This window comes from Clostridium gasigenes (assembly GCF_900104115.1).
GTDB classification, from domain to species: Bacteria; Bacillota; Clostridia; order Clostridiales; family Clostridiaceae; genus Clostridium; species Clostridium gasigenes.
The window spans coordinates 399,399-423,000 of sequence record NZ_FNJM01000001.1; the positions used below are offsets into that span (position 1 = coordinate 399,399).

Consider the following 23,602-nt stretch of genomic DNA (forward strand, 5'->3'; position numbering starts at 1 on the left):
GGTTTGGGAAGCTAGAAATAGTTATTCAAGCCTTGTTTTTTTTGATGTATTAATTTAAATGACTATTCTGGAAAATTTGAGGACAGTTATAATTGATACCATGTAAATGAAGGGAAATTTGAAAAAAGATAAATAACATTATATAAAGATATTGATAAAAAATAAAAAGCACTGATATTACAACTTGTATAAGTTAATAATATCAGTGCTTCTTATTTTGTTTGGTGCCGGCAGTGGGAATTGAACCCACACGGTTTCCCGCATGATTTTGAGTCATGTGCGTCTGCCAGTTCCGCCATGTCGGCATAACATGTTCCTGTGAATATATAATAACATATTTTAAGATTAATTTCAAGTGATAAAAAAATATCAATATAAAAGTAAAAAAAACATAATAAATTGTTGTTACAGTAGAAAAGTTCTGATATTATAAGAGTAGGGGCAATTTAACCCAGTGGGTTTAAATTTGGCCCAGTTATAATGTCTACATATCAAACTTTTAGTAGTTAAAGTAGACAAGCTTATAACTATTTCATAATTAGGGAGGATCAGTTTATGATGTATTCAAGAGAAGTTGAAGAAATGTGTGTTGTAGCTAAGGGACCTAACCATGGTTCAGCACCTATTCCTGTAGAAGGAAGATGGGTTCAATCTAAAGAAGTAACAGATATTTCAGGATTAACTCATGGTGTGGGTTGGTGTGCGCCACAACAAGGAGCATGTAAGCTTACTTTAAATGTTAAGGACGGAATAATAGAAGAGGCGTTAATAGAAACTATTGGATGTTCAGGAATGACTCATTCAGCAGCTATGGCTTCAGAAATATTACCAGGAAAAACTATACTAGAAGCATTAAACACAGATTTAGTTTGTGATGCAATAAACACAGCTATGAGAGAGTTATTCCTACAAATAGTATACGGAAGAACTCAAACTGCTTTCTCAGAAGATGGATTACCAATAGGAGCTGGACTTGAAGATTTAGGTAAAGGCCTAAGATCACAAGTTGGTACTATGTACGGAACAGTTGCTAAGGGACCAAGATACTTAGAAATGGCTGAAGGATATATTACAGAAACAGCTTTAGATGCTGATGGAGAAATCATTGGTTATAAATTTGTTCACTTAGGTAAGATGATGGAATTCGTTGCTAAGGGAATGGAAGCTAATGAAGCTTTAGTAAAGGCTACTGGCCAATACGGAAGATTCGATGAAGCAGTTAGAGTTATAGATCCAAGACACAACTAATATATTATAAGGAGGACTAGAAACATGGCATTATTTGAAAGTTATGAAAGAAGAATCAACCAAATCACTCCAGTATTACAACAATACGGAATGGAAACATTAGAAGATGCAAAGGCTGTATGTGACGAAAAGGGTATCGACGTTTACGAAATCGTTAAGTCAACTCAACCAATCGCATTTGAAAACGCTATGTGGGCTTACACTTTAGGTGCTGCTATTGCTATTAAGAAAGGTTGCGTAAAAGCTGCTGATGCTGCTGCTGCACTTGGAGAAGGATTACAAGCTTTCTGTATCCCAGGTTCAGTTGCTGATGATAGATTAGTAGGTATTGGACATGGTAACTTAGGAGCTATGCTTTTAAGAGAAGAAACTGAATGTTTCGCATTCTTAGCTGGTCACGAATCATTCGCGGCTGCTGAAGGTGCTATAAAAATAGCTGAAAAAGCTAATAAAGTAAGAAAATCTCCATTAAGAGTTATATTAAATGGTCTTGGAAAAGATGCTGCATTTATAATCTCAAGAATTAATGGATTCACTTATGTTGAAACTAAGTTTGATTACAACACTGGACATTTAAACATAGTAAGAGAAAAAGCTTACTCAAACGGACCAAGAGGAGCAGTTAAATGCTACGGATCTGACGACGTTAGAGAAGGTGTTGCTATAATGCATCATGAGGGCGTTGACGTATCAATCACTGGTAACTCAACAAACCCAACAAGATTCCAACATCCAGTTGCTGGAACTTACAAAAAAGAAATGGTTAATCTAGGAAAGAAATACTTCTCAGTTGCATCAGGTGGTGGAACAGGAAGAACTCTTCACCCAGATAACATGGGTTCAGGCCCTGCTTCATACGGTATGACAGATACAATGGGAAGAATGCATTCAGATGCACAATTCGCAGGATCATCATCAGTTCCAGCTCACGTTGAAATGATGGGTCTTATCGGAATGGGAAATAACCCAATGGTTGGTGCTACAGTTGCTGTTGCAGTTGCTATTGAAGAAGCTTGTAAATAATAATAAGTTAATTGTTACTTACAAATAAAGTTTTGAACTTTATAAAATAGTTTCGAAAGAACAATGCTCTGCATATGACTTTAACCGGTTATATGCAGGGCTTTCTTGTGTGTTAAAAGCGATGGAAGATAGCTGGAATAAGGATTGAGAGGTAGTGCTAAAGCACAGAATTAAAGGCGATATTTTTTCGAAACTTTTTTATGATTCCCCCTAATCGGTAACTCTGAAACCAACGGTTTCCCTGTGGATAACTCGGCAAAAACACCATATTATTTTTTCGATATTTTTTTATCACTGGAATTTAGAAAAGTGGGATTAGGCGTGTGGTGGTGGGAGGTTGATGGGGTGTGGTTTTTTGGAAACTTTTTTATGAGGGAACAATTGCTGTTACTTACAAATAAAGTTCCAAACTTTATAAAATAGTTTCGAAAGAATTATAATAATGTTTCGAAAAAACAAGGCTCTGTATATGACTTTAACCGGTTATGTGCAGGGCTTTTTATGATTAACCTATTCCTTAACTCTCAAACCAACGGTTTCTCCTGTAGATAACTCGGATAAAGGGTGGATTTCCTTAGGGGACTTTATTATGATACAAAGATTGGAAAGTGGTGAGAGTAGTGATGATCTTTATCACCAATCATAGATAGGAACGGAATAAATTGGGCTATCAAAGAACTGAATGGTAAGGGGATTAGGATGGGTTTTTATACGGTTTATCAGTATGCAGGATTTGTGGGAAACTAAGGATAAGGGAATTAGGAAGATGGTTGAGGAAATGATTAAACAACGAAAAAAAATATGAGTTAATATTATATTTAATAAAATTTTTATTAAATATAATATTAATGTAAAATGTGAAATTTAATGGTATTATTAATATGACAAAATTTAGTATCAAAGGGGGAATTATGTTGAAAATTAATAAATTATTTATTAAAGATTCAGCAATTCAAAATAAGGCAAGTGACGCTTTTTCGTATAAAGACTATGTAAATAATCTAAAAATGATTATTGAACATAATGAAGCACCATTTAACATTGCTATTATTGGAAAATGGGGTGTAGGAAAAAGTTCGATAATTAATATGTTAAAAGAAGAACTAAGTGGCAAATCAGAGTTTAAAATTCAAGAGATTAATGCTTGGAAATATGAAAATACTTCACTTAAAAAGGCTTTTTTAAAGGAATTATATAGAAATCTTAATGGCAAAGATGATATAGTTAAAGATTTTAAAGAAATGTTTAATACAAGTATTGATATAAAAGAAAAAGAAGAAACAACACGAGAGTTTATAAGTAAGAATGCAATTAAAACTTTTGTGTTCTTAGGATATTTTTTAATAGTAAGTATAATTTTATATGTAATGTTAATGTGTTTTGATTTAGTTAGTCTGTGGATTTCTTGCAATAATAATTTCGATGAAACATGGAGACAATACATAAATATTAATAATAAAATAAATGTATATGAAACAATTAAAACATTTAAAGATAAAATGTTTATACCTTTATTAGTGGTGGGTATAGGGCAAGTTTCTAAATTTATAAGTGCATATAAATCAAAAAAAATAGTGAAATATGAAATTACTTCTCCTATTGAAAGTACAGATGAATATGAAGATAAGTTTAACGAAACATTAGATAAGTATAACAAGCGTAACTCTAATTTTAAAAAATTAGTTATTGTCATAGATGATTTAGATAGACTGAGTGCTAAGAAGATAGTTGACGCACTTGATGCTATCAAAGCTTTTGTAGAAAGAAGAGAATGTATTTTTATTGTGCCATTTGATGATACTATATTAAGAGAAGCTATAAATTCTAAAAAGCTTAATGGTAGCAATTCATTTGATGGTGATTCATATTTAGATAAATTATTTCAATTTAAAATTATATTACCACCATTAATTGATATGGATATGCAGGAATATGCTTATAAACTTTGTAAAAATGAAATACCTGAAATATTCAAGGCATGTCCAAGCTTCAAAGGTATATTAGAGGAAGTTTTAATTCATCCATATGTTAATACGCCAAGACAAATAAAAAAGATAATAAATACTTTCGTGAGTAATTTACTAATTGCAAAAAGTAGAGAGAATAAAAAATTAGAGGAGGGGCTTATTACAGGGAAGACTGGATTAAAAGTATTAGCTAAAATATCAGTATTACAGACAGACTTTCCAGAGTTCTATAATTTTTTATTGAAGGATAGAGGGATAATGCAAAATGTCCTGGATACGTATTATTCTAATAAAGGCATAATTGAAAGTGATGAATTAGAAAACTATGGTATGCACAATAATGAATCTTTTAAAGCATTAGCAAGTTTTCTTATGAAAACAGAGTATATTAATGCGGATAATTTGGCCCCGTTTATTTATTTAGGTCAGGATTCATTAGGATTAAGTGCTGGTGATGAAAAACAAAGGTCAATAAGAAAAGATTTATTAAGTGGTAATGAGATGGATATAATTACTTACTCAATTAATAATAAGCTATCTTTAGTAGATAGTAATATTGTCATTCAAGGTATTAAAGAATCAAAAACCGTTGAGTTTCAACAAGCTTTAAAGGTGGCATTGCAATTATCAAAGTATATATCAGAGGAAGTAATTATGGAGTTTTCTAATTTGGTATCAAATAGGCTCAAATTAATTAATGAATACGGTATTGAATTTAGATACTGGCAAGTAGATTATGATAACTATTTAGCAATATATGAAAAAGCAACAGAAAAACAAGGGATAGAAAAGACATTGCTAACTGTATTAAGTAATGTATTAAGCAAAAATGATAATTGGAAACGAAAAAATGGAGAAGAGTATAATGAACAGTTATTTAACAAATTAATACAAGAGATATTAGAAAAAAGTTTAGAGAAAAATACAATACTAAGTGAAGAGGTAAGGGTGTATATTAAGGGATTCATTAATAACAAAGAATATCCGGTTAGTTATGTTATTAATATTTATAATAAGCATAGAGATTTAATTAAGGCGTATTTTAGCGATAATTTTTATAAAAAGTTATGTGAATACATAGCTTCTGCAGAAGATATTAATGATAGGGGAAGTGCTGACATGGCACTACAAGAAATTGCAGTTACAATTAGAGAAGAAGATATTGAAAAATTTTCGGCTCCATTACCAATGATTATATGCAATGAATCATACGCTATACAGGTGTGCGAATTACTTTTACCAGTAGCCGGAGATATTTCAAATAAAAATGGAACATACCTTGTAAATGAATTTATATCTTTAACATATTCAGGAAGAATAATGAAAGCTATAGCAAATATAATAATAGATTTAAATTGGAATATTGCAGATGTTGACAATAATAATTTAAATAATTTTATTATTAGATGCTTTGAATTAGAACACTTTGCAGAAGGAGAAAAATTACTAAATAATAAAATAGACTCAAGTAATTACAGATTAATAGATAAAGTTATAAATACTATAAGTGACAACTGTTTTGTTGATAGTAGTTATGATAATGTGTTAAATAACATTATGAATAATTTAACTGTTGAGCAATTGAAACACATTACTGATAAAATTCAAGCTAACTTAGCTATTGTAGGTGGTCCAGTAAATAGTGATTTATTTAACAGAAGTATAATAATAATTAAATTTTTATTGGAAAATAAATTAAGTCATAAATTACTCTCTGAAATAGTGGGAAATTCAATGGATTATTATAGTGCTAATTATAATTATCCACAAAGTTATCCGCAATGGGCAGAGTCATTTACAGAAGTAATAGGGTCAGTAAGAGATATTATCTCTATTCCAAAGTTAGAGGAATATGTAATGTTCTTAACAACATATGTAGTTTCGTATAATCCGAACATAATGATTAAAGGATTATATTATCTTGGACAAAAGACTCCTTTAAAATATGATAAGGAATCAATAAATAAAGTAATAGTGAATGCAAATACTTTTGAAACTAAGGTTATGGCGATTGATTATTTGAGAAATATGAAAAGAAGTATTAATAAAGAAAATGATAATTTAAAGGATTATTCAAATTTCCTTATTCAAAATATAGATTTAGATACCAATAATATATTGGATGATTTCAACAATATATTTGAATCAATAGATAATGATACTGTTTTTGAAATTGCTAAATATTTAAAGGATAAAGATACTTATAATAGAAGTTTTGCATTAAGTGTGATTGATAAATTTATAATTAAAGGCAATAAAGGATGTTGTATAAGGGAGTTGTTATTATTGGAGAATGATAATAATTCAATAATTTTCATAAAAGACTGGATAGAGTTCAAGAACACAGATAACTACGAAGAATTATTAATAAGTTTAATTAATAGAATTTCGGATGAAGATACAATTTTATATTTATTTAATTTACTTAAGTTAGTTAGTTATTATAAGGAGAGGTTTGATAAAAAATTAATTGCAAATATTATAAATCATATTTGGACCCAATTCGGGGATAATGAGATAATTAAAGTATCACAAATATTAGTAAATGAGTTTAGTGGCTTTAAGTTTAGTAATGGTAAAAGTGTATTAAATGAAAATATTGTAGAGGTATTTAAAAAATCTAATAACGAGGCTAAGAAAAGCGTATTGGAAATAGTAAAGCTTTTTGACTTTGCTAAGACGTTTAAGGACGCTCTTAAAACAACTGGTTTTTCTGAGGATGAAAGGGCGTTAATAAAAGAAATATTAAAATTTAGGTAAGCATTTCAATAGATGTGATTAGATTATTGCTACTATGTCACATTCAAAAAAAGTCCTGACAACATTAAAATAAAGTTTTGATTAAAAAGCTAATCGGCTCTCATACCTGATTAGCTTTTTATCTTCAATTATAAGCTCCAAATCCAAGATGAAAAGTCAGAAGAGAGGCTAGACCAAAACACACGAAAGAGATAGATTTAAGAAAAGATGTAAAGTAAGATAAATCAATGGTCAGTAAGATTTAAGGATGGAGTTATGATCCTATAATTAGAAAGCTGATAGGATATAAGAGTGTATGGGAAAATAGAATATTGATGGGAGTTCTGTGTGAAATAATGGGTAATAAAAATAGGAGAAAGAAATTAGGGTAAAGTATTAATGGAAAATGAATGGTGGCAGTGGATAAAAATGAACGAGTATTTTTAATTGGGACATACAAGGAAGAATATTTGTAATAATAAATAAATTTTAATATATATATAATTAAATTAACCAATGAAGTTAATTTAGTGTTAGTGCTGATTTTCCCATGCCTCTCTTTTAGTATAAGTTATGATATAATAAAGTTATTAGCAATATGGTGGATGTTATGAGGTTAGGTAATATGATGTAATAATAAAAATTAGAAGATTTACTTAAAAATATTATAATATATCTCAAAAATGGTAAGAAGATATTAGAGGTGTTAGTACGAAATTTTACATGGTAGATAATGAGAGATATGTAAGTGGGTGAATAAAATATGATTTTATATCATGCAACTAGTAAAGAAAATAAAGAGAAGATTTTAGAAGAATGGTTTAAAACATCTAAGGGCAGATGGAAAGAGAACCAATGGATTGGGAGATATTTTATAGATAATGTATTTGGAGAAGGAGTATACTTTGCTACTACAGAAAAAAATACCATAGATGATGGAGAAATAGTTATAAAATGTGAATTGAATAATGAATATATAGTAAAAAAATTTATTATCTCAAATGATGGAAATTCTTATAAGAAAATAGATGATATTAAATATACTAGCAAAAAGAATTGTTATAAAGCTATCAGTATTCATTTTAAAGATGGTAACTATACAGAAGTTGTAGTATATGAACCAAGTATAATAGAAATAGTAAGAGAGTAGTGGGAAATAGATGTCTAAAAATTCCTAGAATTATTTCAATTGAATAGAGACTATTAAATTATTAAAACATAATATTGCCAAAGAATATATTGATTTCCATGATAATTATATTCATAATAGAAAAGCGAAATCTTTTAATTATGAATATAATAGTGAAGTAGATTATGGAAGTAGAGTAATATTAATTAAAAATGATACTAAAGAAGACCTTGTTATTCTAGTTACAGAAGATAGGGAAGAATTGAGTTATATTGAGTTTAAATTATTAAATCGTAAGGTCGGAGAAAAAGTAATTATTAATAATGAAACATATTTTATTTTAAAATCAACTTAGAAAATTACAATTAAAGTGCAATTAAATTTAATTAGAGGTGAAACATATCTAGAATTAATTAAGATAGAAAAAATAATATATAAGGTGCAAAATGAATTTACAATACATTTTACACCAATAAACATATGTATTTAAGTACTTGTTGCAACTTTAGAATTCATATAGTATTCACTATAAAAGATTAATAATAACTTATATAGATAGAGTTAAATAATTTGAGTACAAAAATAAATTTTTTGTAATATAATACAATATATAGCAAACTGACTTTGTTTTAAATTTATAAATGCAAATTTTATTACAATAAAATACTACAATTAAGTACAACAATTTGTTAGGTTAAGTGTTGATGGTAAAGGAGTTAATAAAATAATATGAGGATTAAACTATGTAATGTAGATTTATTAAGGGAATATTTAAGTATATTGGCTATTATAGGCATACCATTTGGATTTTTTAGTAATTTATTAATTATAAATGATAATAATAGAAAGATATGGATTGGTTCCTTTATCATTATTATGATTATTTTGTATCTAATAGTATTTTATAAGGCGAATAAGATTTCAAAATTAAAATTTAATATAAATAATAATAGAATTAAAATATATTATGGTGATATTTTTAAAGAAAATGGATTGAAGGTTATTCCTTTCAATGAGTATTTTGATACACACGTTGATAATAATATAATAGCTAAAAATTCGTTAAATGGTAAATTCATCATAGAAAATAAATTAGATACAAGTATTTTAGATAATGAAATAGAGAGTAAGCTTAATTCAGAAAAATATGAATTAGTTAATAGAAATGTGGGAAAGAAGAAAAAGTATGAAATAGGAAATACTATTGAAGTTAATGGTGAATATGCACTAACAGCTTTTACAAAATTTGATGAGTATAATAGAGCATATTTAACTAAAGTAGATTATGTATCGTTTTTATTAAGGTTTTGGAAAAATATAGATAAAATCTACAATCAAAGAAATATTGTTATACCATTAATAGGCTCAGGAATATCAAGAGTTGAAGGTAATATGAAATTACAAGATTATTTAGAACAAATTTTAAATTCAATTAAACTATCAGGAATATCGATTCCTCACGATTGTGAAATTAAAATAGTTTTACATGAATCTGTGAGAAGTTATATTAATTTGTATAAAATAAAAACATTGTATAAAGGAGAGAGTTAGATGAGTTATAGGAATGGAGTATATGTAGCATTTAATGGATGTGGAACTGCAGTTCCAACAAAATCAGATATTGCTCATTATGATATGTTGAAAGTATGGAAAGCTAATGATGATATAGATTTTACATTTGTAGATAGTCATGAAAAAACAAAGTCTGTAAGGGATACCAGCGATAGAGAAAAAACGTTATATCCAAGACTACAAGAACGTTTTAGAAGTTCAAAAGTATTATTTTTGATTGTAACTGAAAATACAAAAAATAGTAGTTAGGTAGTTGAATTTGAAATTGAACAAGCTGTAAAAACTTATAAAATACCAATAATACTATGTTATACGGGTGAGGAAGTAATTAAAAAAACAGAAAAAAAACATAAAGATTTACTTCCGAAAATTTTAAGAAATAGAATGGAAGAAGGTAAGGTTAAGACTTTATTTATACCATTTAAATTGAAAGCAATAAAAAAAGCTATTGAAGATTTTAATGTACATACGCAAGAAAAGTATGAATATTCAGAATATATATGTGATACTAAAGAATCTTGGAACTAAAATTAAATTTTAAGGAGTATACTATGGAAAAAAGTCTAGATAGGGATTTTGTGTGGGAATATGATTATGGGAACAGAGGACAAGTAGTTGAATCATTGAAGATATTATTAGAAACTCAAAACTCAAGTTCATTACAAATGGTAACAATATATGTTAATAATGTGCCATATTGTTTAGAGTTTTATATTGTTATTAGTTATATGAATCCTAAAGATGGTGATATTAATTTCATGAAAGAAGTTATGACAAAAGCAGGGGCTATATATAGACCTAATATAACCAATATAAATTTAATAAGCGAATTTGGAAATAGAAGATTTAATAGTATAAATATAAATGCTGCGAATCAAGTAGATGGAATATTTGAACAGATGTTTGTCTATCCAGAGAAGGGGATACTTCAAAAAAAAGGATACCCAATAAGACCAATGATCGGTAAAGCATCAGTTTTTCTTAGTCATTCTTCAGAAAATAAAGATTATATTGAGGAATTAATTCCATATTTGAACGCCAGTAATTTGCCAGTTTGGTATTCAGAATTTTGTATTGATTATGGTGATTCAATAGTTAATGAAGTACAGAAAGGAATAAATTCATCCGCAACAGTAGTTTTTCTTATTACAAAAGAATTTTTAGAATCAAACTGGTGTAAAACTGAAATGGAAACATTTTTAACTAGATTAGCGTATAAAGATGATATTCTTATAATTTCATTAATAGATTCTAACATTGATGAAAAAAATATTCCTATATTTATTTCAAATAAGAAGTATTTAAGAATTAAATCCCCATATGATTATAAAAGCATTGCAAATAAAATTATGCCTACAATAAAAAATAAGTATTATAATTAAATAAGAAAAATTTTGCAATACTATGTTCCTTTATAACAAAGTTCTGAACATATATCTAATGTGAGGCCATTTAAAGCCAAGCGTTAGTATTGATAAGTTAGCCCTGTACTTAGGAATTTACCTAGGTATGGAGCTATTTTTATACCCGAAAACACCTAGGAAAGAATCGATTAAATCCACTTAACCCAAGTAAACTCAATTGTTAGAGGTAGGTATAAAATGCACACTATAGTGAACTATACACCCGTAAGTGGACACGAAACTAAAAAGTAGTGTAGATTAAATTAAGGGGGTTTTATTATGGGCAAAAAAAATAATGTTTATTCTATTGAATTTAAGATTAATGTAATTGAGACATATAATAATGGGGATGAGGGTGGCGTAAAAGCCCTTTCCAAAAAACTTGGTTTTAGGTCCCATAACATGTTAACTCAATGGTTAAAAAAGTACAATGAATTTGGAATAGCTGGACTTGAGGATAAAAGAGGTAAAACAGAGGTCGCCCAAAAAAATATTATGACTCTCCTGAAGAAGAAATATTAAAATTAAAAGCTGAAAATCAATATCTTAAAAGTCTCCTTGAAATAAATCAAGATAACGTAAAAAAAAGTAAATATAAAGTGAGTAAGAAACTGAGCAGTAGGGAAGCCTTAACTTTGCTTCTTCAAGTTGCTGAAATAAGCAGATTTGGATATTATCGATGGTTAAATAAGGGCATGATTGTATCAGAAAAATCAAAAAGATGATGAACAAGTTATTAAATGCATTGAAAAGCTCTATTTAGACACTATGCTAGATATGGCGTAGAGAGGGTTACACCCGAGCTTTTAGCTGACTATGGTCTTAATGTCAATCATAAGAAGGTTTACCGTTTGATGTCACAGAATGGTTATTTGGCTGTAATTAAGATAAAAAAGAGATATAAGAAACCTGGAGATCCACATTCTAAGAAAAATGTATTGGTTAGAAATTTTAGTGCAAGTTGTCCCTTTGACAAGATGGTAACTGATGTTACTGAGTATAAAATAGATGGGAAGAAGATATTATATCAGCAGTGAAGGACCTCTACACTGGAATGTTAGAATGATTTGCAATTAAAAACCATAAAACTAGGGAACTTAATCGAGAGTCTTTTAAAAACATCTTGAATAAATCCTTACCAGAAGGTACTATTATCTATTCGGATCAAGGAACTCTCTATAATAATGTTATGTTTCAGAATGAACTTAAAGATAAAAACTTCATCAAGAGCATGTCCAGGAAAGGAACCCCTATTGATAATGCTCCCATGGAAAGTTTTTTTTAATCTTATAAGAGCGAAGTGTTGTACAATCCTAACATTGGTATAGTAAGCAAAGCCGACATTATAAGATAAACATGGAAATATTATAATTACTACAATAATATAAAAATTCAGAAAAGATTAGGATATCTAACGCCTGCTGAATTCAAAAAGCATGAACTTGTCAGACTTAAAAAAGAGAAATAGTAATACAGAAATTATATTGCTATTTCGCTACAATTCATTTATTTGTCTGCTTTTTCGGGTATAGTTCACCTATCTCTCCTCTTTAAATTGGGACTAGTTCTTTAAGTATAGTAATGTCTTTTATTAGAATTATTTTATTTTCAAATATTTCAATTATATTTTGGCTTTGGAAATAAGATAATTTTCGACTGACAGTTTCCCTAGTTACTCCTATGAAATTTGCCATGTCCTCACGGGTTAAGGGAAGCGTAATCTCAATTCCTATATCTGTTTTAATACCAAAGGTACTAGAAAGATTTATAAGAAGTGAAGCAAGTCTCACGTCAACGTCTTTAGTTGTAAGTGTTTGAACTAAATTTTCCAGTGAGGCTATTCTGTCATGAGCATATTCTAAAATTTTTATGCTGATTTCAGGATTGGTTTTAATAAGTATATCAAAATCATCTTTATGTATAATACACATATTTGTGGATTCAAGAGCCGTTGCATTAAATTTAAAGATATCATTTTTTAGTAAGTTTAAATCACCTAAAAACTCTCCCTCTTTTAAGATATAAAGGATTTGCTCTTTACCATCTTTAGTATATGTATAAATTTTAATACTTCCATTGTTTATAATAAACAATTTATCAAATAGTTCTCTTTCAGAAAATATAATATCGCCTTTTTCAAAGGATTTCTTTGTAATTAAATTTATTACTTTATTAAGGTCATTATCTGGAAGAGACGCAAATAAAGAAATCCTCTTAGCGCAATATTTATGATTACAAGGACAGCAATTATTGCATAAGTTCATATTACACCTCCATAATTTTGTATAATAAAATTATACAATAATTATCGTGTGTTTTAAATCACATACTATAAGTTAAATATAATTATAATTAAAGTATAGATTAAAACAAAGTATTAATATTATTATAAATATTAATAAACACAGGAGGATAAATAATATGGCTAATATAGAGAATTTAGAAAGGCAACATGTAGAAATAAAGGATTTATTTTTAAAAATCAAGCAAGGTATTAACTCAAACGACATAAAAGTAAATTTAGATGTCTTAGTAAGAAATATAAATACACTTGCAGGTAAATTAAATATCCACATGAATTCAGAGGATAAATTTTTATATCCAACATTAATTGAAAGTAAAGATCAACAATTAAAAGAAATTGCTAAACAATACAGTGAGGAAATGGGTCATATTCATGTACAATTTAATAACTATAAAAATAAATTTAATACAAGGAGTAAAATTTTAAGTGATACAGACGAATTTTTAAAAGGAAGTAAGGAGATAATAAAATTATTGGAAAATCGAATTTCTAAAGAAGATATGTATTTATATCCTAAAATGAAATCTGTGTAATAGATAGATGAGATTATAGCTCATTAATACATAAAGTGTTTAATAAAGTAAAAATAAAAAGTTATAAGGAGTGGTTATTATGATTAATAATTTTAATATATCAGATAAAATAGGAGATATTGTTACTATTTTTCCAGGAGCAAGCAATTTATTCTTAGAGTATAGGATAGATTTTTGTTGTGGAGGAAATAGACCATTAACGGAAGCTATAAAAGAACAAAATATCGATGAAAATAAAATATTGACTTTGTTAAATCAGAAATATAAAGAATTTCAAGAGAAAAATGAAGAATTTACAGATTGGGCAAAGGAAAAACCAAGTAAGCTTATAGATTATATTGTAGGTACACACCATGCATATTTAAAAGAAGAACTACCTAAAATAAGTGAACTTATATTTAAAATATTAAAAGTACATGGTAAAAATCATGAAGAACTTTTTAAGATTCATAAACTATTTAACACTTTAAGAACAGAACTTGAGGCACATTTAATAAAAGAAGAAGAATTGATATTTCCAATTATAAAAGAATATGAAGTAGAAAAAAATAACCACAATAAACAAAAGGTGTTAAATCTTTTAAATGAGTTAGAAAAAGAACATACTGGGGCAGGAGATATAATTAAAGAACTAAGGGAAATAACACAGCATTATACTGCACCAAAGGGTGCTTGTAAAACTTTTGAATTAACCTATAAAAAATTAATGGAGTTGCAAGAAGATATATTTCAGCATATCCATCTTGAAAATAATATCTTATTCAAAAATATATAATAGTAGTGACATTTAAGATTAGTTATACAGTTACTTAGGGTGGAAAAGTAGAATGGGAACTAAGAACTCCTATTTAGTTAGAGATGGAAAAACTGTATTTATAGATACAGTAGGGCTAACATTTGCATATAAATAAGTTGATTTAAAACAGGAATACTTTCGGTTAAGTATTTCTGTTTTTCTTAGAATATACAGAATAAGGAGTACAGGATGGATAGATATAAAGATAACAGGGAGTTTTTAAAAGCAAATTTTCAAGTGTTAGATAAAATTCAAACGGATAGTCAGAGGGGCCTGCCATTCCCTCTATTTAAGAATTATATTGTTTAAATCTATTTACATAGGTATAATATTACTATAGAAAAAAGAAAAATAATTGATTTTAACATTAGGAGGAAAAATTATGATTAAATTTGAAGGAGACTTTGAAATTCTTGAAAAAGCAATGGTTATTCAAATAGTAAATGAAATAGGGGAAATAGATGAGGATATTGCTGTTGTAAATGATGTGCAATATATGTTTTCAAAAGAAGGAAAAGATATTGTGGTAAAGAAGATAAATAAAATATTATAGAAAATAAAGTTCTAAACATAAATGTAATATAAGACTTTAAAAAGTCTTTTTAAAGTCAAGCATTGCTTATTAGTAAGGTAGTCTCGTACTTAGGAAATAACCTAGGTACAAGGCTTTTTTTTATTTCACTAATAAATTATCTTTATCAGATAAATATTTTAATAAAAAAGAAAAAATCAAGCCGATATAAAATTATAATAATGTGATATAATAATTTAAAAGGAAATACGATTACATTAAATAAAATAGTTAATTAGGAGGAGAAGATTAAAATGATAAATTTCAATTTTGAAAACTATACAAAACTTATATTTGGTAAGGATAAAGAATTAACTGTTGGACAAGAGGTTAAGAAATTTTCAAACAAAATACTTATGCATTATGGTGGAGGAAGTATAAAAAATAGTGGGCTATATGAAAAAATAGTTGCTTCTTTAAAGGAAGCTAATGTAGAATTTATTGAGCTTTCAGGGGTTAAACCTAACCCTAGGTTATCATTAGTAAGAGAAGGAATTGAACTGGTAAGAGAAAATAAAATAGATTTTATTTTAGCAGTAGGTGGCGGAAGTGTAATAGATTCTGCAAAGGCTATATCTCTTGGAGCAAATTATGATGGAGATGTATGGGACTTATTTGAAAAAGGAAAAAACTTTGAAGGTTCATGTGTACCTTTAGGTGTAGTTTTAACTATACCAGCAGCTGGAAGTGAAACAAGTGGTGGAACTGTTATAACTAATGAAGATGGTGGATATAAAAGATCAACAGGACATAGAACTATGAGACCACAATTTGCAATAATGAACCCTGAATTAACATATACATTACCAGATTATCAAACAGCTTGTGGAGCTTGTGATATGTTTGCTCATATTTTAGAAAGATATTTTACAAATGTAGAAAATGTAGGCTTAACAGATAGACTTTGTGAAGGCGCTATGAAAAATATAATTGAAAATGCTAAGAAGGTATTAGAAAATGGAAATGATTATGCAGCAAGAGCTGAAATAATGTTATCGGGAACTATTGCTCATAATGATTCTTTAAGTATGGGTAGAATTGGAGATTGGGCAAGCCATGATATAGAACATGAGTTAAGTGGAATATATGATATAGCTCATGGTGCAGGCCTTGCTATAATATTCCCAGCTTGGATGAAATATGTTTATAAGCATGATATAAATAGATTTGCTCAATTTGCAAATAGAGTTTTTGATGTGGAAATAGATCTAAAAGATTTAGAAGGAACTGCATTAAAAGGAATAGAAGCTTTAAAGAATTTCTTTAAAGAAATAGGCTTACCAGTTACTTTAGAAGATGCTAATATTTCAGATGATAGATTAGAAGAAATGGCAGAAAAAAGAACTGAAAATGGTACAGTTGGAAACTTCGTTAAGTTAAACAAAGAAGATGTACTTAATATTTATAAAATAGCTATTAAATAATAAGGATACAGTACTATGAAACCCACCACAATACAGAAATGTATTGTGGTGGGTTTTTGTGGTTAAAATAAAATAAGAAACTTTTAAAAAATGACTCTAATCACATTTTTTTAATATCTTTAAAAGTATAATAAAATCATAAGTTAAAAGAGAATAAATAATAAAAAGTATTTAAAATAAATTTATAAAGCTATAGTGCTTATAAATTTTGATTATTAAGGAGGAAATTATAATATGTTTAATTATATAAAAGATGAAAATAGAGGTTTTAAAAATTTAATGAATGGAGAGTGGATTGATGGTATAAGCTCTAACCTTATAGATGTAAATTCACCACTAGATAATTCATTATTAGGTAGAGTTCCAGCTATGACAAAAGAAGATGTAGATTTAGTAATGAAAACTGCTAAAGACGCTCAAAAGAAGTGGAATAGCGTAACAATAAGTAAAAGAGCGGAAATATTATATAAGTCAGCAGAGCTTTTATTAGAAAATATAGATGAATTAGCAGAAGTTATGATGATGGAAATTGCGAAAGATAGGAAAAGTTGTAAATCAGAAATATCAAGAACAGCAGATTTTATAAAGTTTACAGCGGATACTGCTAAGAACTTAACTGGTGAAAGTATTCCGGGGGATAGCTTCCCAGGGTTTAAGAATAATAAAATATCAATTGTAAAAAGAGAACCAATAGGAGTTGTACTTGCTATATCTCCATTTAACTATCCTATAAATTTAGCGGCTTCTAAAATAGCACCAGCATTAATGGCAGGAAACTCAGTTGTGCTAAAACCTTCAACACAAGGAAGTTTAAGTGGATTACACTTAGCAAGAATTTTTCAACAAGCAGGAGTTCCAAGTGGGGTATTAAATACAATTACAGGAAGAAGTAGTGAAATTGGAGATTATATTACTACTCATAAAGGAATAAATTTTATAAACTTTACAGGTAGTACAGAAGTAGGAAAAAGAATTTCTAAAATTACTAGTATGGTGCCACTTTTAATGGAGTTAGGTGGTAAGGATGCGGCTATAGTTTTAGAGGATGCTGATTTAGAATTAACTGCAAATAATATTATAGCTGGGGCATATTCATATTCAGGACAAAGATGTACAGCTGTAAAGAGAGTTTTAGTAGTAGATAAATTGGCAGATGAATTAGTAAAGAAATTAAAAGAAAAAATAGAGAAGATTACTGTAGGAAATCCATTAGAGGCGGATGCAGATGTTGTACCACTTATTAGCTCTAAAGCAGCAGATTTTGTTTGTGAGTTAATAGAAGATGCAAGAGAAAAGGGAGCAGATTTAGTTATAGGAGGAAATAGAGAAGGTAACTTAATTTACCCAACACTTTTTGATAATGTAACTACAGATATGAGACTTGCATGGGAAGAACCTTTTGGACCAGTACTTCCAATTATAAGAGTTAAGGATATGGATGAAGCTATAGAAATAGCTAATAGATCAGAATATGGACTTCAAAGTTCAATATTTACAGAAAATATTGATAATGCATTTTATGTAGCAGATAAATTAGAGGTGGGAACAGTTCAAGTAAATAATAAAACTGAAAGAGGTCCAGATCATTTTCCATTCTTAGGAGTAAAATCATCAGGTATGGGAACTCAAGGAATAAGATATTCAATTGAATCTATGTCTAGACCTAAGGCTACTGTAATAAATTTAAGAGAAAGATAAATATTATAGCTTAAATGAATAGAAGATGAAGAACTCCCTTGCAGAGGATGTATAGTTATAAACTACTAATACATACTTTTATAAGGGGGTATTTTTATTTGTAATAAAATAATTTAAAATGAAAGAATTTTATTAGGAGAGCTAAATATCATTGAAATCATAAATAATGAGTTGTATTATTGAATGAAGAATATTAGTATTAAATATTAATACAGATTAATTTAAGGTATTTAAAAAAAGTGGACTAGTAAATTGGTCTATTATTTTTTGGCAAGAACCTAAAGTTGTGAAGATTCTAATTTAAGGAGGAAGATATTTTGGAAAATAATTATTGTGGTGAAAGATGTTCAACTAGATTATATGCTCAAGAAATACCAATATTTGATTCGCTTTCCTCTGATGAACTAAATAGAGTAGTAGAGATAAGTCAAGATATGTGTCTAAAAAAAGGAGAAACTTTATTTTTAGAAGGAGATTTAGTTTCTAAACTTTTTATAATAAGTGATGGTATAGTGAAAATAACTAAAAATACACGAGAAGGTAAAGAACAAATAATTAATGTATTAACGGTTGGAGACTTTTTTGGAGAAAGTAATATATTAGGTAATACAATTGAAAGTAATGTATCTGCAATAACTGTTAAAGATACTCAACTATGTACTATTTCCCGAAAAGATTTAGAAGGTATTTTATATGATAACCCATCAATATGTTTAAAACTTCTAGCTGAATTAAGTAAAAGGTTAGTAGAAGTAGAAAATCTAACTAAAAGTTTATCTAGTAATGATCCAGAAGCAAGAATTGGTTGTATGCTTTTAGAATTTGCAGATAAATATGGAAAAGGAAGCAATGGCAAAATAGAAATAGATTTACCGCTAAATAGAGAAGGAATGGCTAATTATTGTGGTATAGCAAGAGAAACATTAAGTAGAAAGCTAACATATTTAGAGAGAGAAGGAATATTAGAGATTATCGGAACAAAGAAGATTGTAATTAAAAATGTAGAATCATTAGAATTATTAATGATATAAGGGAGCTGTTTTAAATGGATAATTATAATTTTATAAATGACTTGTTTAATAAAATAAATGAAGAAAATAAAAATATATCACCAGCTAATATTATGTTAATTGGAAAAACTGGTGTTGGTAAAAGTACATTGATAAATAATATATTTAGGGAAAACTTAGCTGAAACTGGGATAGGGAAACCAGTTACAAAACATTTGAAGAAAATCACTAAGGAAGGAGTTCCTATAAACTTATATGATAGCAGGGGATTAGAATTAAACCCTCTAGTTCAGAAAAGTGTAAGGGATGATATTAATGCAGAAATAGATAGAATACATAAAAGTCGTGATATTAATTCTGAAAATCTAATACATATTGTATGGTACTGTATTAATGCAGCTTCAAATAGAATAGAGGAATTTGAAATTGAATGGATAAAGGAGTTATCCGGGAAAATACCAGTAATTATAGTATTAACTCAAAATTTTAGTGATAATGCAAAGGAATTAGAAAAATATATTGATAATATGAATTTAAATATAAGAGGCATACAAAGAATATTAGCTGAACCTATAAAATTTGGAACTATAGAATTACCAAGGAATGGACTAGAAGAGCTAGTAGAAAAGACTTATCAGGTTTTGCCACAAGGAATAAGACGAGCTTTTAATAATGCCCAGAAGGTAGATTTAAAAAAGAAAGTAGACGAAGCTACAAAATGGGCATTAGGATATATAGGTACTTCATTTGGTATAGGATTTTCACCTATTCCATTTTCAGATTCTGCTATATTAATTCCAGGACAGGTTGGAATGTTAGCACATATAACTACGATTTTTGGTGTTAAAGTGGATAAAGATTTGCTTGTAGCAGTATCATCAGGTGTTGGAGGAATTGCAGGGGCAACCATAGCGGGTAAGACTTTAGTTGCAAATATAATAAAGTTTATACCAGGAGCGGGTACAATAATTGGGGGAGTAATAAGTGGCGGTACAGCAAGTGTATTGACTACTGCATTGGCATTTTCATATATAGAAGTTATGAAAAGAGTAGCAGGAAATCAATATGAAGGCAAAGTGACAAAAAATGAAGAGATATCAGAAATGATGTATAATGAATTGAAAAAACATTTCAAAAATAGAAAATAAGACAGTAATAGTTTGATAGATATAAAATATTAAATTTGGAATAATACTATTTATTACAGTTTTTATTGAAATTGTATACAAATTTAGAGGGTGAATTTCAATCACCCTCTAATTTTGGGTATACTCTAATATCGAACAATGTAAGATTTCATCTGTTGAAATTAATGATGCAAATATTTCAGCATGGGCAACAACAATAACCGTTGAATAATTCGAATATTTTATTAATACTGAATTGATTCTTTTTTTTAGATTTTCTTTTGTTTCCCATGGTTTTACCTCTCCTTGTGGATATACTCCATTATGTAGCAGATAATCATGCCAAAGTTCAATTAATTGTCCTTTTGAATCATAATCAAATGTCAAATCTGATTGCCATTCTCGTAAGTCAAATTCTACAGATAGATCAATTCCAGTATTCTTTGATATAATTAATGCGGTTTGTAGTGCACGAGTATAAGGTGAACAAATTATAATATCCGATCCACAAATTCGTATATCTTTAGCTGCTCTATTGGCTTGGTTAATACCATTCTGAGTTAATGGTATTAAATCAATAGCTTGGCCTTTCAAATTATGCTTCTCTACAATATCCCAATCCTGTTCTCCATGCCTAATGAAGTAAAACTGTGTCAAGTTTAAAAACTCCTTTCATCGTATATTCTTTAGTCATTTGGGAATTGCATCCATTTCTTAATGACAACAATTAATTAGCTAATTGTTGTCATATTATATATAAATTATAACATTATTTTCAACAAAATCGATATTAATATACAAATATCATACTAAGCAATAATATAATCTAATAACTAAAATGAATCTAAGGTATGGTGTTATGAAAAGTTAAAGTAGGTATTATGAAAATAAATAGGGTATATTTTCATAATAAGAAGAGGGTATTATGAAAACAAGAAAGTAAATAATATAGCTTAATAATATATTTAAAAATATAGTTAAGAATATATTATGTATAGTAGGGTAATATTATTAGAAATAAAAACACAAATATTAATATTGATATTAATAAAAAAATATAATATTTTTCAAAAAGTTGTATTACTGCATATATTATAGTGAGAAGTTAAAATTATAAAAAAATGTAGGAGTGGATTTTATGAAAGCATCAGCATCAAAAGGTATTTGGATTCCAGAGGAATTATGGCAAAACGAAGATTTAACAGTTATGGAAAAGTTATTTGTAGTTAAAATAAATGCATTAGATGGAGAAGATGGCTGTTATGCTAGTAATAATTATTTTAGTGAGTATTTTAAATTAAGTAAATCTAGATGTTCAGTAATAATTAAAAGTTTGAAAGATAAGGGATACATAGTTATAAAATATTTTTATGAAGAAGGTAAAAAACTTATAGAACGTAGAGTTATAAAAATTAAAAAGGCTGTAAGTAAATTATTTAAAGAGGTTAAGGACAAGAGATTAAACATGCATGTTGAAAATGAAAGTGCTAAAGTGTCAGAGGCTGTAGGAGAATTAGAAGATGGTTATTTCGAAAATATTAAAAGTAAGAAAGAGAAAATGGACGTGTATAAAAATATAATGGATTATTTAAATATGAAGTGTAAAACAAATTATAAATATACAAATGAGGAAACACAGAATTTAATAAATGCTAGAATTAAAGAAGGGAATACTTTAGAGGATTTTATAAAGGTAATTGATAATAAATATAAACAGTGGGAAGATAGTGATATGAGGAGGTACCTAAGACCAGTAACTCTATTTTCAGAGAAGTTTGAAAGGTATTTAAATGAGGAAATAATAGAGAAAAAGAGTTTTGTCAGTGTGCTTAAAAATAAAAGTGGACAAGTTTATGATAATAATTTTAAACATAAAGAAAGTTATAAAGATTATGAAGAAGAAGGATGGGAAGGGGATGAACCTTTTTAGTTAGGTAGAGAACTGGTAATAATATTTAGTCGTTGATATAATTAATTTATATTTATTTAATAGATATATGAATAACAATATAGTAAACTTAAACAGTACAAAGTAAAATTGTGTTATTATTGAATAATTGGCATTAAGGCATTGTAAAATAAATTTTGGCCATAATAAATTGTATGGAGGAAAATTATGTTTTTAGATAAAGAAATAAAAGAAAAAATAGTAGAGTTTATAAAAACTGAGTTTAATGTAAAGTTCATATATTTATTTGGATCTTTTGCAAGAGGTGAAGGTAGGCTTGATAGTGACATAGATTTGGCTATTTATGGAGAAGAAATATTTGATCCATATGAATTATTTACAAAGGCAAATGAATTGGGATTTGTTGTGAAAAGAGATGTTCAATTAATAGATTTAAGAGATGTTAGTACAGTTTTTGGAGCACAAATAGTAGGAAATAATGAAGTTCTATTTTGTAATGATGAAAATTTTAGATTAGGATATAATATTAGGGCGTTTAAAGATTATGTTAAATTAAATGAAGAAAGACAAGTTGTAATAGATGCTATTAAAAGGGATGGAAGAATAAATGGTTAATGATGTTTTATATAATAAGATAAGTATAATTGAAAATTGTTTAATTAGAATAAAAGAAGTATATGATAATAATCCGAAAAATTTAGATGACTATACTAAGCAAGACTCTATAATTCTAAATATTCAAAGGGCTGTGGAAGCGTGTATTGATATATCTATGCACATAGTTTCTAAACAAAAACTTGGAATACCGCAAAGTAGTAGGGATGCATTCGAGGTTATGAACCATAATGGACTATTAAGCAACGAGTTGCTAAAAAATATTAAAGGTATGATAGGGTTTAGAAATATTGCAGTTCATAACTATCAAAAGTTAAATCTAGATATAATACAAAAGGTTATAGAAAATCATCTAGTAGATTTTGAAAAATTTATCACAGAGGTAAATAGATTTATATAAGGCATTTTCAAAATATTAAAAGGTACTGAATTTATTGGAGATGATAAATAGAAATGGGTTTATAAAATATATTAAATAAATCAAAAAATAGCTATAGCTTTTAAGTAAGTTATAGTTTTTTTGTTTGTATAAG

General features: G+C 27.9%; 22 protein-coding genes, 1 tRNA gene and 1 pseudogene. 21 read left to right on the forward strand and 3 right to left on the reverse strand.

All coding sequences use genetic code 11. The annotated features are described in order from the left end of the window. Positions 1-222 precede the first annotated feature (222 nt). Positions 223-305: transfer RNA gene (locus BLS77_RS02000), tRNA-Leu, on the reverse strand. Positions 306-555: 250 nt separating this feature from the next. Here BLS77_RS02000 and BLS77_RS02005 point away from each other — a divergent pair. From BLS77_RS02005 to BLS77_RS02045, 11 genes and pseudogenes are all read left to right on the forward strand, one after another. Further along, the gene (locus tag BLS77_RS02005) at positions 556-1,248 is read left to right on the forward strand and encodes an iron-sulfur cluster assembly scaffold protein (protein ID WP_089965278.1); all 693 of its coding nucleotides are present in this window, start codon (positions 556-558) and stop codon (positions 1,246-1,248) included. 24 nt (positions 1,249-1,272) lie between these two features. Further along, entirely contained in the window at positions 1,273-2,271 is a 999-nt protein-coding gene (locus tag BLS77_RS02010; RefSeq protein ID WP_089965279.1) for a GGGtGRT protein, read from the forward strand. Between the two features lie 911 nt (positions 2,272-3,182). Continuing rightward, positions 3,183-6,998, forward strand: coding sequence for a KAP family P-loop NTPase fold protein (locus tag BLS77_RS02015; protein ID WP_175490739.1), 3,816 nt, complete (start codon positions 3,183-3,185; stop codon positions 6,996-6,998). 742 nt (positions 6,999-7,740) lie between these two features. Beyond that, positions 7,741-8,127, forward strand: coding sequence for a hypothetical protein (locus BLS77_RS02020; RefSeq protein WP_089965283.1), 387 nt, complete (start codon positions 7,741-7,743; stop codon positions 8,125-8,127). 708 nt (positions 8,128-8,835) lie between these two features. Further along, a complete protein-coding gene (locus BLS77_RS02025; RefSeq protein WP_089965284.1) occupies positions 8,836-9,657 on the forward strand; it encodes a macro domain-containing protein in 822 nt (273 codons plus the stop codon). Beyond that, positions 9,658-9,927 (forward strand): TIR domain-containing protein, encoded by a 270-nt coding sequence (locus BLS77_RS02030; RefSeq protein WP_089965286.1) that lies wholly within the window; start codon positions 9,658-9,660, stop codon positions 9,925-9,927. 135 nt (positions 9,928-10,062) lie between these two features. Then, positions 10,063-10,206: a hypothetical protein gene (locus tag BLS77_RS19685; protein WP_175490740.1), complete on the forward strand. Its 144-nt coding sequence runs from the start codon at positions 10,063-10,065 to the stop codon at positions 10,204-10,206. Between the two features lie 23 nt (positions 10,207-10,229). Next, positions 10,230-11,060 carry a toll/interleukin-1 receptor domain-containing protein gene (locus BLS77_RS02035; protein ID WP_089965288.1) on the forward strand — a complete coding sequence of 277 codons (831 nt, stop codon included), beginning with the start codon at positions 10,230-10,232 and terminating at the stop codon, positions 11,058-11,060. Positions 11,061-11,360: 300 nt separating this feature from the next. Then, a complete protein-coding gene (locus BLS77_RS02040; RefSeq protein ID WP_089965290.1) occupies positions 11,361-11,603 on the forward strand; it encodes a helix-turn-helix domain-containing protein in 243 nt (80 codons plus the stop codon). A gap of 77 nt (positions 11,604-11,680) precedes the next feature. Continuing rightward, the gene (locus BLS77_RS20485; protein WP_278336633.1) at positions 11,681-11,806 is read left to right on the forward strand and encodes a hypothetical protein; all 126 of its coding nucleotides are present in this window, start codon (positions 11,681-11,683) and stop codon (positions 11,804-11,806) included. 48 nt (positions 11,807-11,854) lie between these two features. Continuing rightward, a pseudogene (locus tag BLS77_RS02045) lies at positions 11,855-12,118 on the forward strand (IS3 family transposase); the annotation flags it as partial. 513 nt (positions 12,119-12,631) lie between these two features. Here BLS77_RS02045 and BLS77_RS02050 read toward each other — a convergent pair. Continuing rightward, positions 12,632-13,345 (reverse strand): Crp/Fnr family transcriptional regulator, encoded by a 714-nt coding sequence (locus BLS77_RS02050; RefSeq protein ID WP_089965293.1) that lies wholly within the window; start codon positions 13,343-13,345, stop codon positions 12,632-12,634. 157 nt (positions 13,346-13,502) lie between these two features. Between BLS77_RS02050 and BLS77_RS02055 the strand changes: the two genes are divergently transcribed. The 7 genes from BLS77_RS02055 to BLS77_RS02080 all read left to right on the forward strand — a co-directional run bounded on the left by BLS77_RS02055 (position 13,503) and on the right by BLS77_RS02080 (position 20,566). Further along, complete coding sequence (locus BLS77_RS02055) at positions 13,503-13,919, forward strand: hemerythrin domain-containing protein (RefSeq protein ID WP_089965294.1); 417 nt, start codon at positions 13,503-13,505, stop codon at positions 13,917-13,919. A 79-nt stretch (positions 13,920-13,998) separates the two neighbouring features. Next, positions 13,999-14,694 (forward strand): iron-sulfur cluster repair di-iron protein, encoded by a 696-nt coding sequence (gene ric, locus BLS77_RS02060; RefSeq protein WP_089965296.1) that lies wholly within the window; start codon positions 13,999-14,001, stop codon positions 14,692-14,694. A 403-nt stretch (positions 14,695-15,097) separates the two neighbouring features. Next, entirely contained in the window at positions 15,098-15,268 is a 171-nt protein-coding gene (locus BLS77_RS19690) for a hypothetical protein (protein WP_175490741.1), read from the forward strand. Between the two features lie 272 nt (positions 15,269-15,540). Continuing rightward, on the forward strand, positions 15,541-16,710 hold the full coding sequence (locus BLS77_RS02065; RefSeq protein WP_089965297.1) for an iron-containing alcohol dehydrogenase: 1,170 nt from the start codon (positions 15,541-15,543) through the stop codon (positions 16,708-16,710). A 234-nt stretch (positions 16,711-16,944) separates the two neighbouring features. Further along, positions 16,945-18,408 carry an NADP-dependent glyceraldehyde-3-phosphate dehydrogenase gene (locus BLS77_RS02070; RefSeq protein ID WP_089965299.1) on the forward strand — a complete coding sequence of 488 codons (1,464 nt, stop codon included), beginning with the start codon at positions 16,945-16,947 and terminating at the stop codon, positions 18,406-18,408. Between the two features lie 317 nt (positions 18,409-18,725). Further along, a complete protein-coding gene (locus BLS77_RS02075; RefSeq protein WP_089965300.1) occupies positions 18,726-19,439 on the forward strand; it encodes a Crp/Fnr family transcriptional regulator in 714 nt (237 codons plus the stop codon). Between the two features lie 14 nt (positions 19,440-19,453). Further along, the gene (locus BLS77_RS02080) at positions 19,454-20,566 is read left to right on the forward strand and encodes a GTPase (protein ID WP_089965302.1); all 1,113 of its coding nucleotides are present in this window, start codon (positions 19,454-19,456) and stop codon (positions 20,564-20,566) included. A 108-nt stretch (positions 20,567-20,674) separates the two neighbouring features. Here the strand turns inward: BLS77_RS02080 and BLS77_RS02085 are convergent, their stop codons facing one another. After that, entirely contained in the window at positions 20,675-21,202 is a 528-nt protein-coding gene (locus BLS77_RS02085; protein ID WP_089965303.1) for a histidine phosphatase family protein, read from the reverse strand. 481 nt (positions 21,203-21,683) lie between these two features. Between BLS77_RS02085 and BLS77_RS02090 the strand changes: the two genes are divergently transcribed. The 3 genes from BLS77_RS02090 to hepT all read left to right on the forward strand — a co-directional run bounded on the left by BLS77_RS02090 (position 21,684) and on the right by hepT (position 23,469). Beyond that, positions 21,684-22,475 carry a conserved phage C-terminal domain-containing protein gene (locus BLS77_RS02090; protein ID WP_089965305.1) on the forward strand — a complete coding sequence of 264 codons (792 nt, stop codon included), beginning with the start codon at positions 21,684-21,686 and terminating at the stop codon, positions 22,473-22,475. A gap of 186 nt (positions 22,476-22,661) precedes the next feature. After that, a complete protein-coding gene (gene mntA / locus BLS77_RS02095; RefSeq protein ID WP_089965306.1) occupies positions 22,662-23,069 on the forward strand; it encodes a type VII toxin-antitoxin system MntA family adenylyltransferase antitoxin in 408 nt (135 codons plus the stop codon). Further along, a complete protein-coding gene (gene hepT, locus BLS77_RS02100; RefSeq protein ID WP_089965308.1) occupies positions 23,062-23,469 on the forward strand; it encodes a type VII toxin-antitoxin system HepT family RNase toxin in 408 nt (135 codons plus the stop codon). Before mntA ends, hepT begins: the two co-directional genes overlap by 8 nt. The last annotated feature ends 133 nt before the right edge of the window (positions 23,470-23,602 follow it).

What these genes read in the sequence shown, in the direction of transcription:
- BLS77_RS02005 (WP_089965278.1), top strand. Translation starts at nt 556, where the DNA reads ATGATGTATTCAAGAGAAGTTGAAGAAATGTGTGTTGTAGCTAAGGGA.
- BLS77_RS02010 (WP_089965279.1), top strand. Translation starts at nt 1,273, where the DNA reads ATGGCATTATTTGAAAGTTATGAAAGAAGAATCAACCAAATCACTCCA.
- BLS77_RS02015 (WP_175490739.1), top strand. Translation starts at nt 3,183, where the DNA reads ATGTTGAAAATTAATAAATTATTTATTAAAGATTCAGCAATTCAAAAT.
- BLS77_RS02020 (WP_089965283.1), top strand. Translation starts at nt 7,741, where the DNA reads ATGATTTTATATCATGCAACTAGTAAAGAAAATAAAGAGAAGATTTTA.
- BLS77_RS02025 (WP_089965284.1), top strand. Translation starts at nt 8,836, where the DNA reads ATGAGGATTAAACTATGTAATGTAGATTTATTAAGGGAATATTTAAGT.
- BLS77_RS02030 (WP_089965286.1), top strand. Translation starts at nt 9,658, where the DNA reads ATGAGTTATAGGAATGGAGTATATGTAGCATTTAATGGATGTGGAACT.
- BLS77_RS19685 (WP_175490740.1), top strand. Translation starts at nt 10,063, where the DNA reads ATGGAAGAAGGTAAGGTTAAGACTTTATTTATACCATTTAAATTGAAA.
- BLS77_RS02035 (WP_089965288.1), top strand. Translation starts at nt 10,230, where the DNA reads ATGGAAAAAAGTCTAGATAGGGATTTTGTGTGGGAATATGATTATGGG.
- BLS77_RS02040 (WP_089965290.1), top strand. Translation starts at nt 11,361, where the DNA reads ATGGGCAAAAAAAATAATGTTTATTCTATTGAATTTAAGATTAATGTA.
- BLS77_RS02050 (WP_089965293.1), bottom strand. Translation starts at nt 13,345, where the DNA reads ATGAACTTATGCAATAATTGCTGTCCTTGTAATCATAAATATTGCGCT.
- BLS77_RS02055 (WP_089965294.1), top strand. Translation starts at nt 13,503, where the DNA reads ATGGCTAATATAGAGAATTTAGAAAGGCAACATGTAGAAATAAAGGAT.
- ric (WP_089965296.1), top strand. Translation starts at nt 13,999, where the DNA reads ATGATTAATAATTTTAATATATCAGATAAAATAGGAGATATTGTTACT.
- BLS77_RS19690 (WP_175490741.1), top strand. Translation starts at nt 15,098, where the DNA reads ATGATTAAATTTGAAGGAGACTTTGAAATTCTTGAAAAAGCAATGGTT.
- BLS77_RS02065 (WP_089965297.1), top strand. Translation starts at nt 15,541, where the DNA reads ATGATAAATTTCAATTTTGAAAACTATACAAAACTTATATTTGGTAAG.
- BLS77_RS02070 (WP_089965299.1), top strand. Translation starts at nt 16,945, where the DNA reads ATGTTTAATTATATAAAAGATGAAAATAGAGGTTTTAAAAATTTAATG.
- BLS77_RS02080 (WP_089965302.1), top strand. Translation starts at nt 19,454, where the DNA reads ATGGATAATTATAATTTTATAAATGACTTGTTTAATAAAATAAATGAA.
- BLS77_RS02090 (WP_089965305.1), top strand. Translation starts at nt 21,684, where the DNA reads ATGAAAGCATCAGCATCAAAAGGTATTTGGATTCCAGAGGAATTATGG.
- mntA (WP_089965306.1), top strand. Translation starts at nt 22,662, where the DNA reads ATGTTTTTAGATAAAGAAATAAAAGAAAAAATAGTAGAGTTTATAAAA.
- hepT (WP_089965308.1), top strand. Translation starts at nt 23,062, where the DNA reads ATGGTTAATGATGTTTTATATAATAAGATAAGTATAATTGAAAATTGT.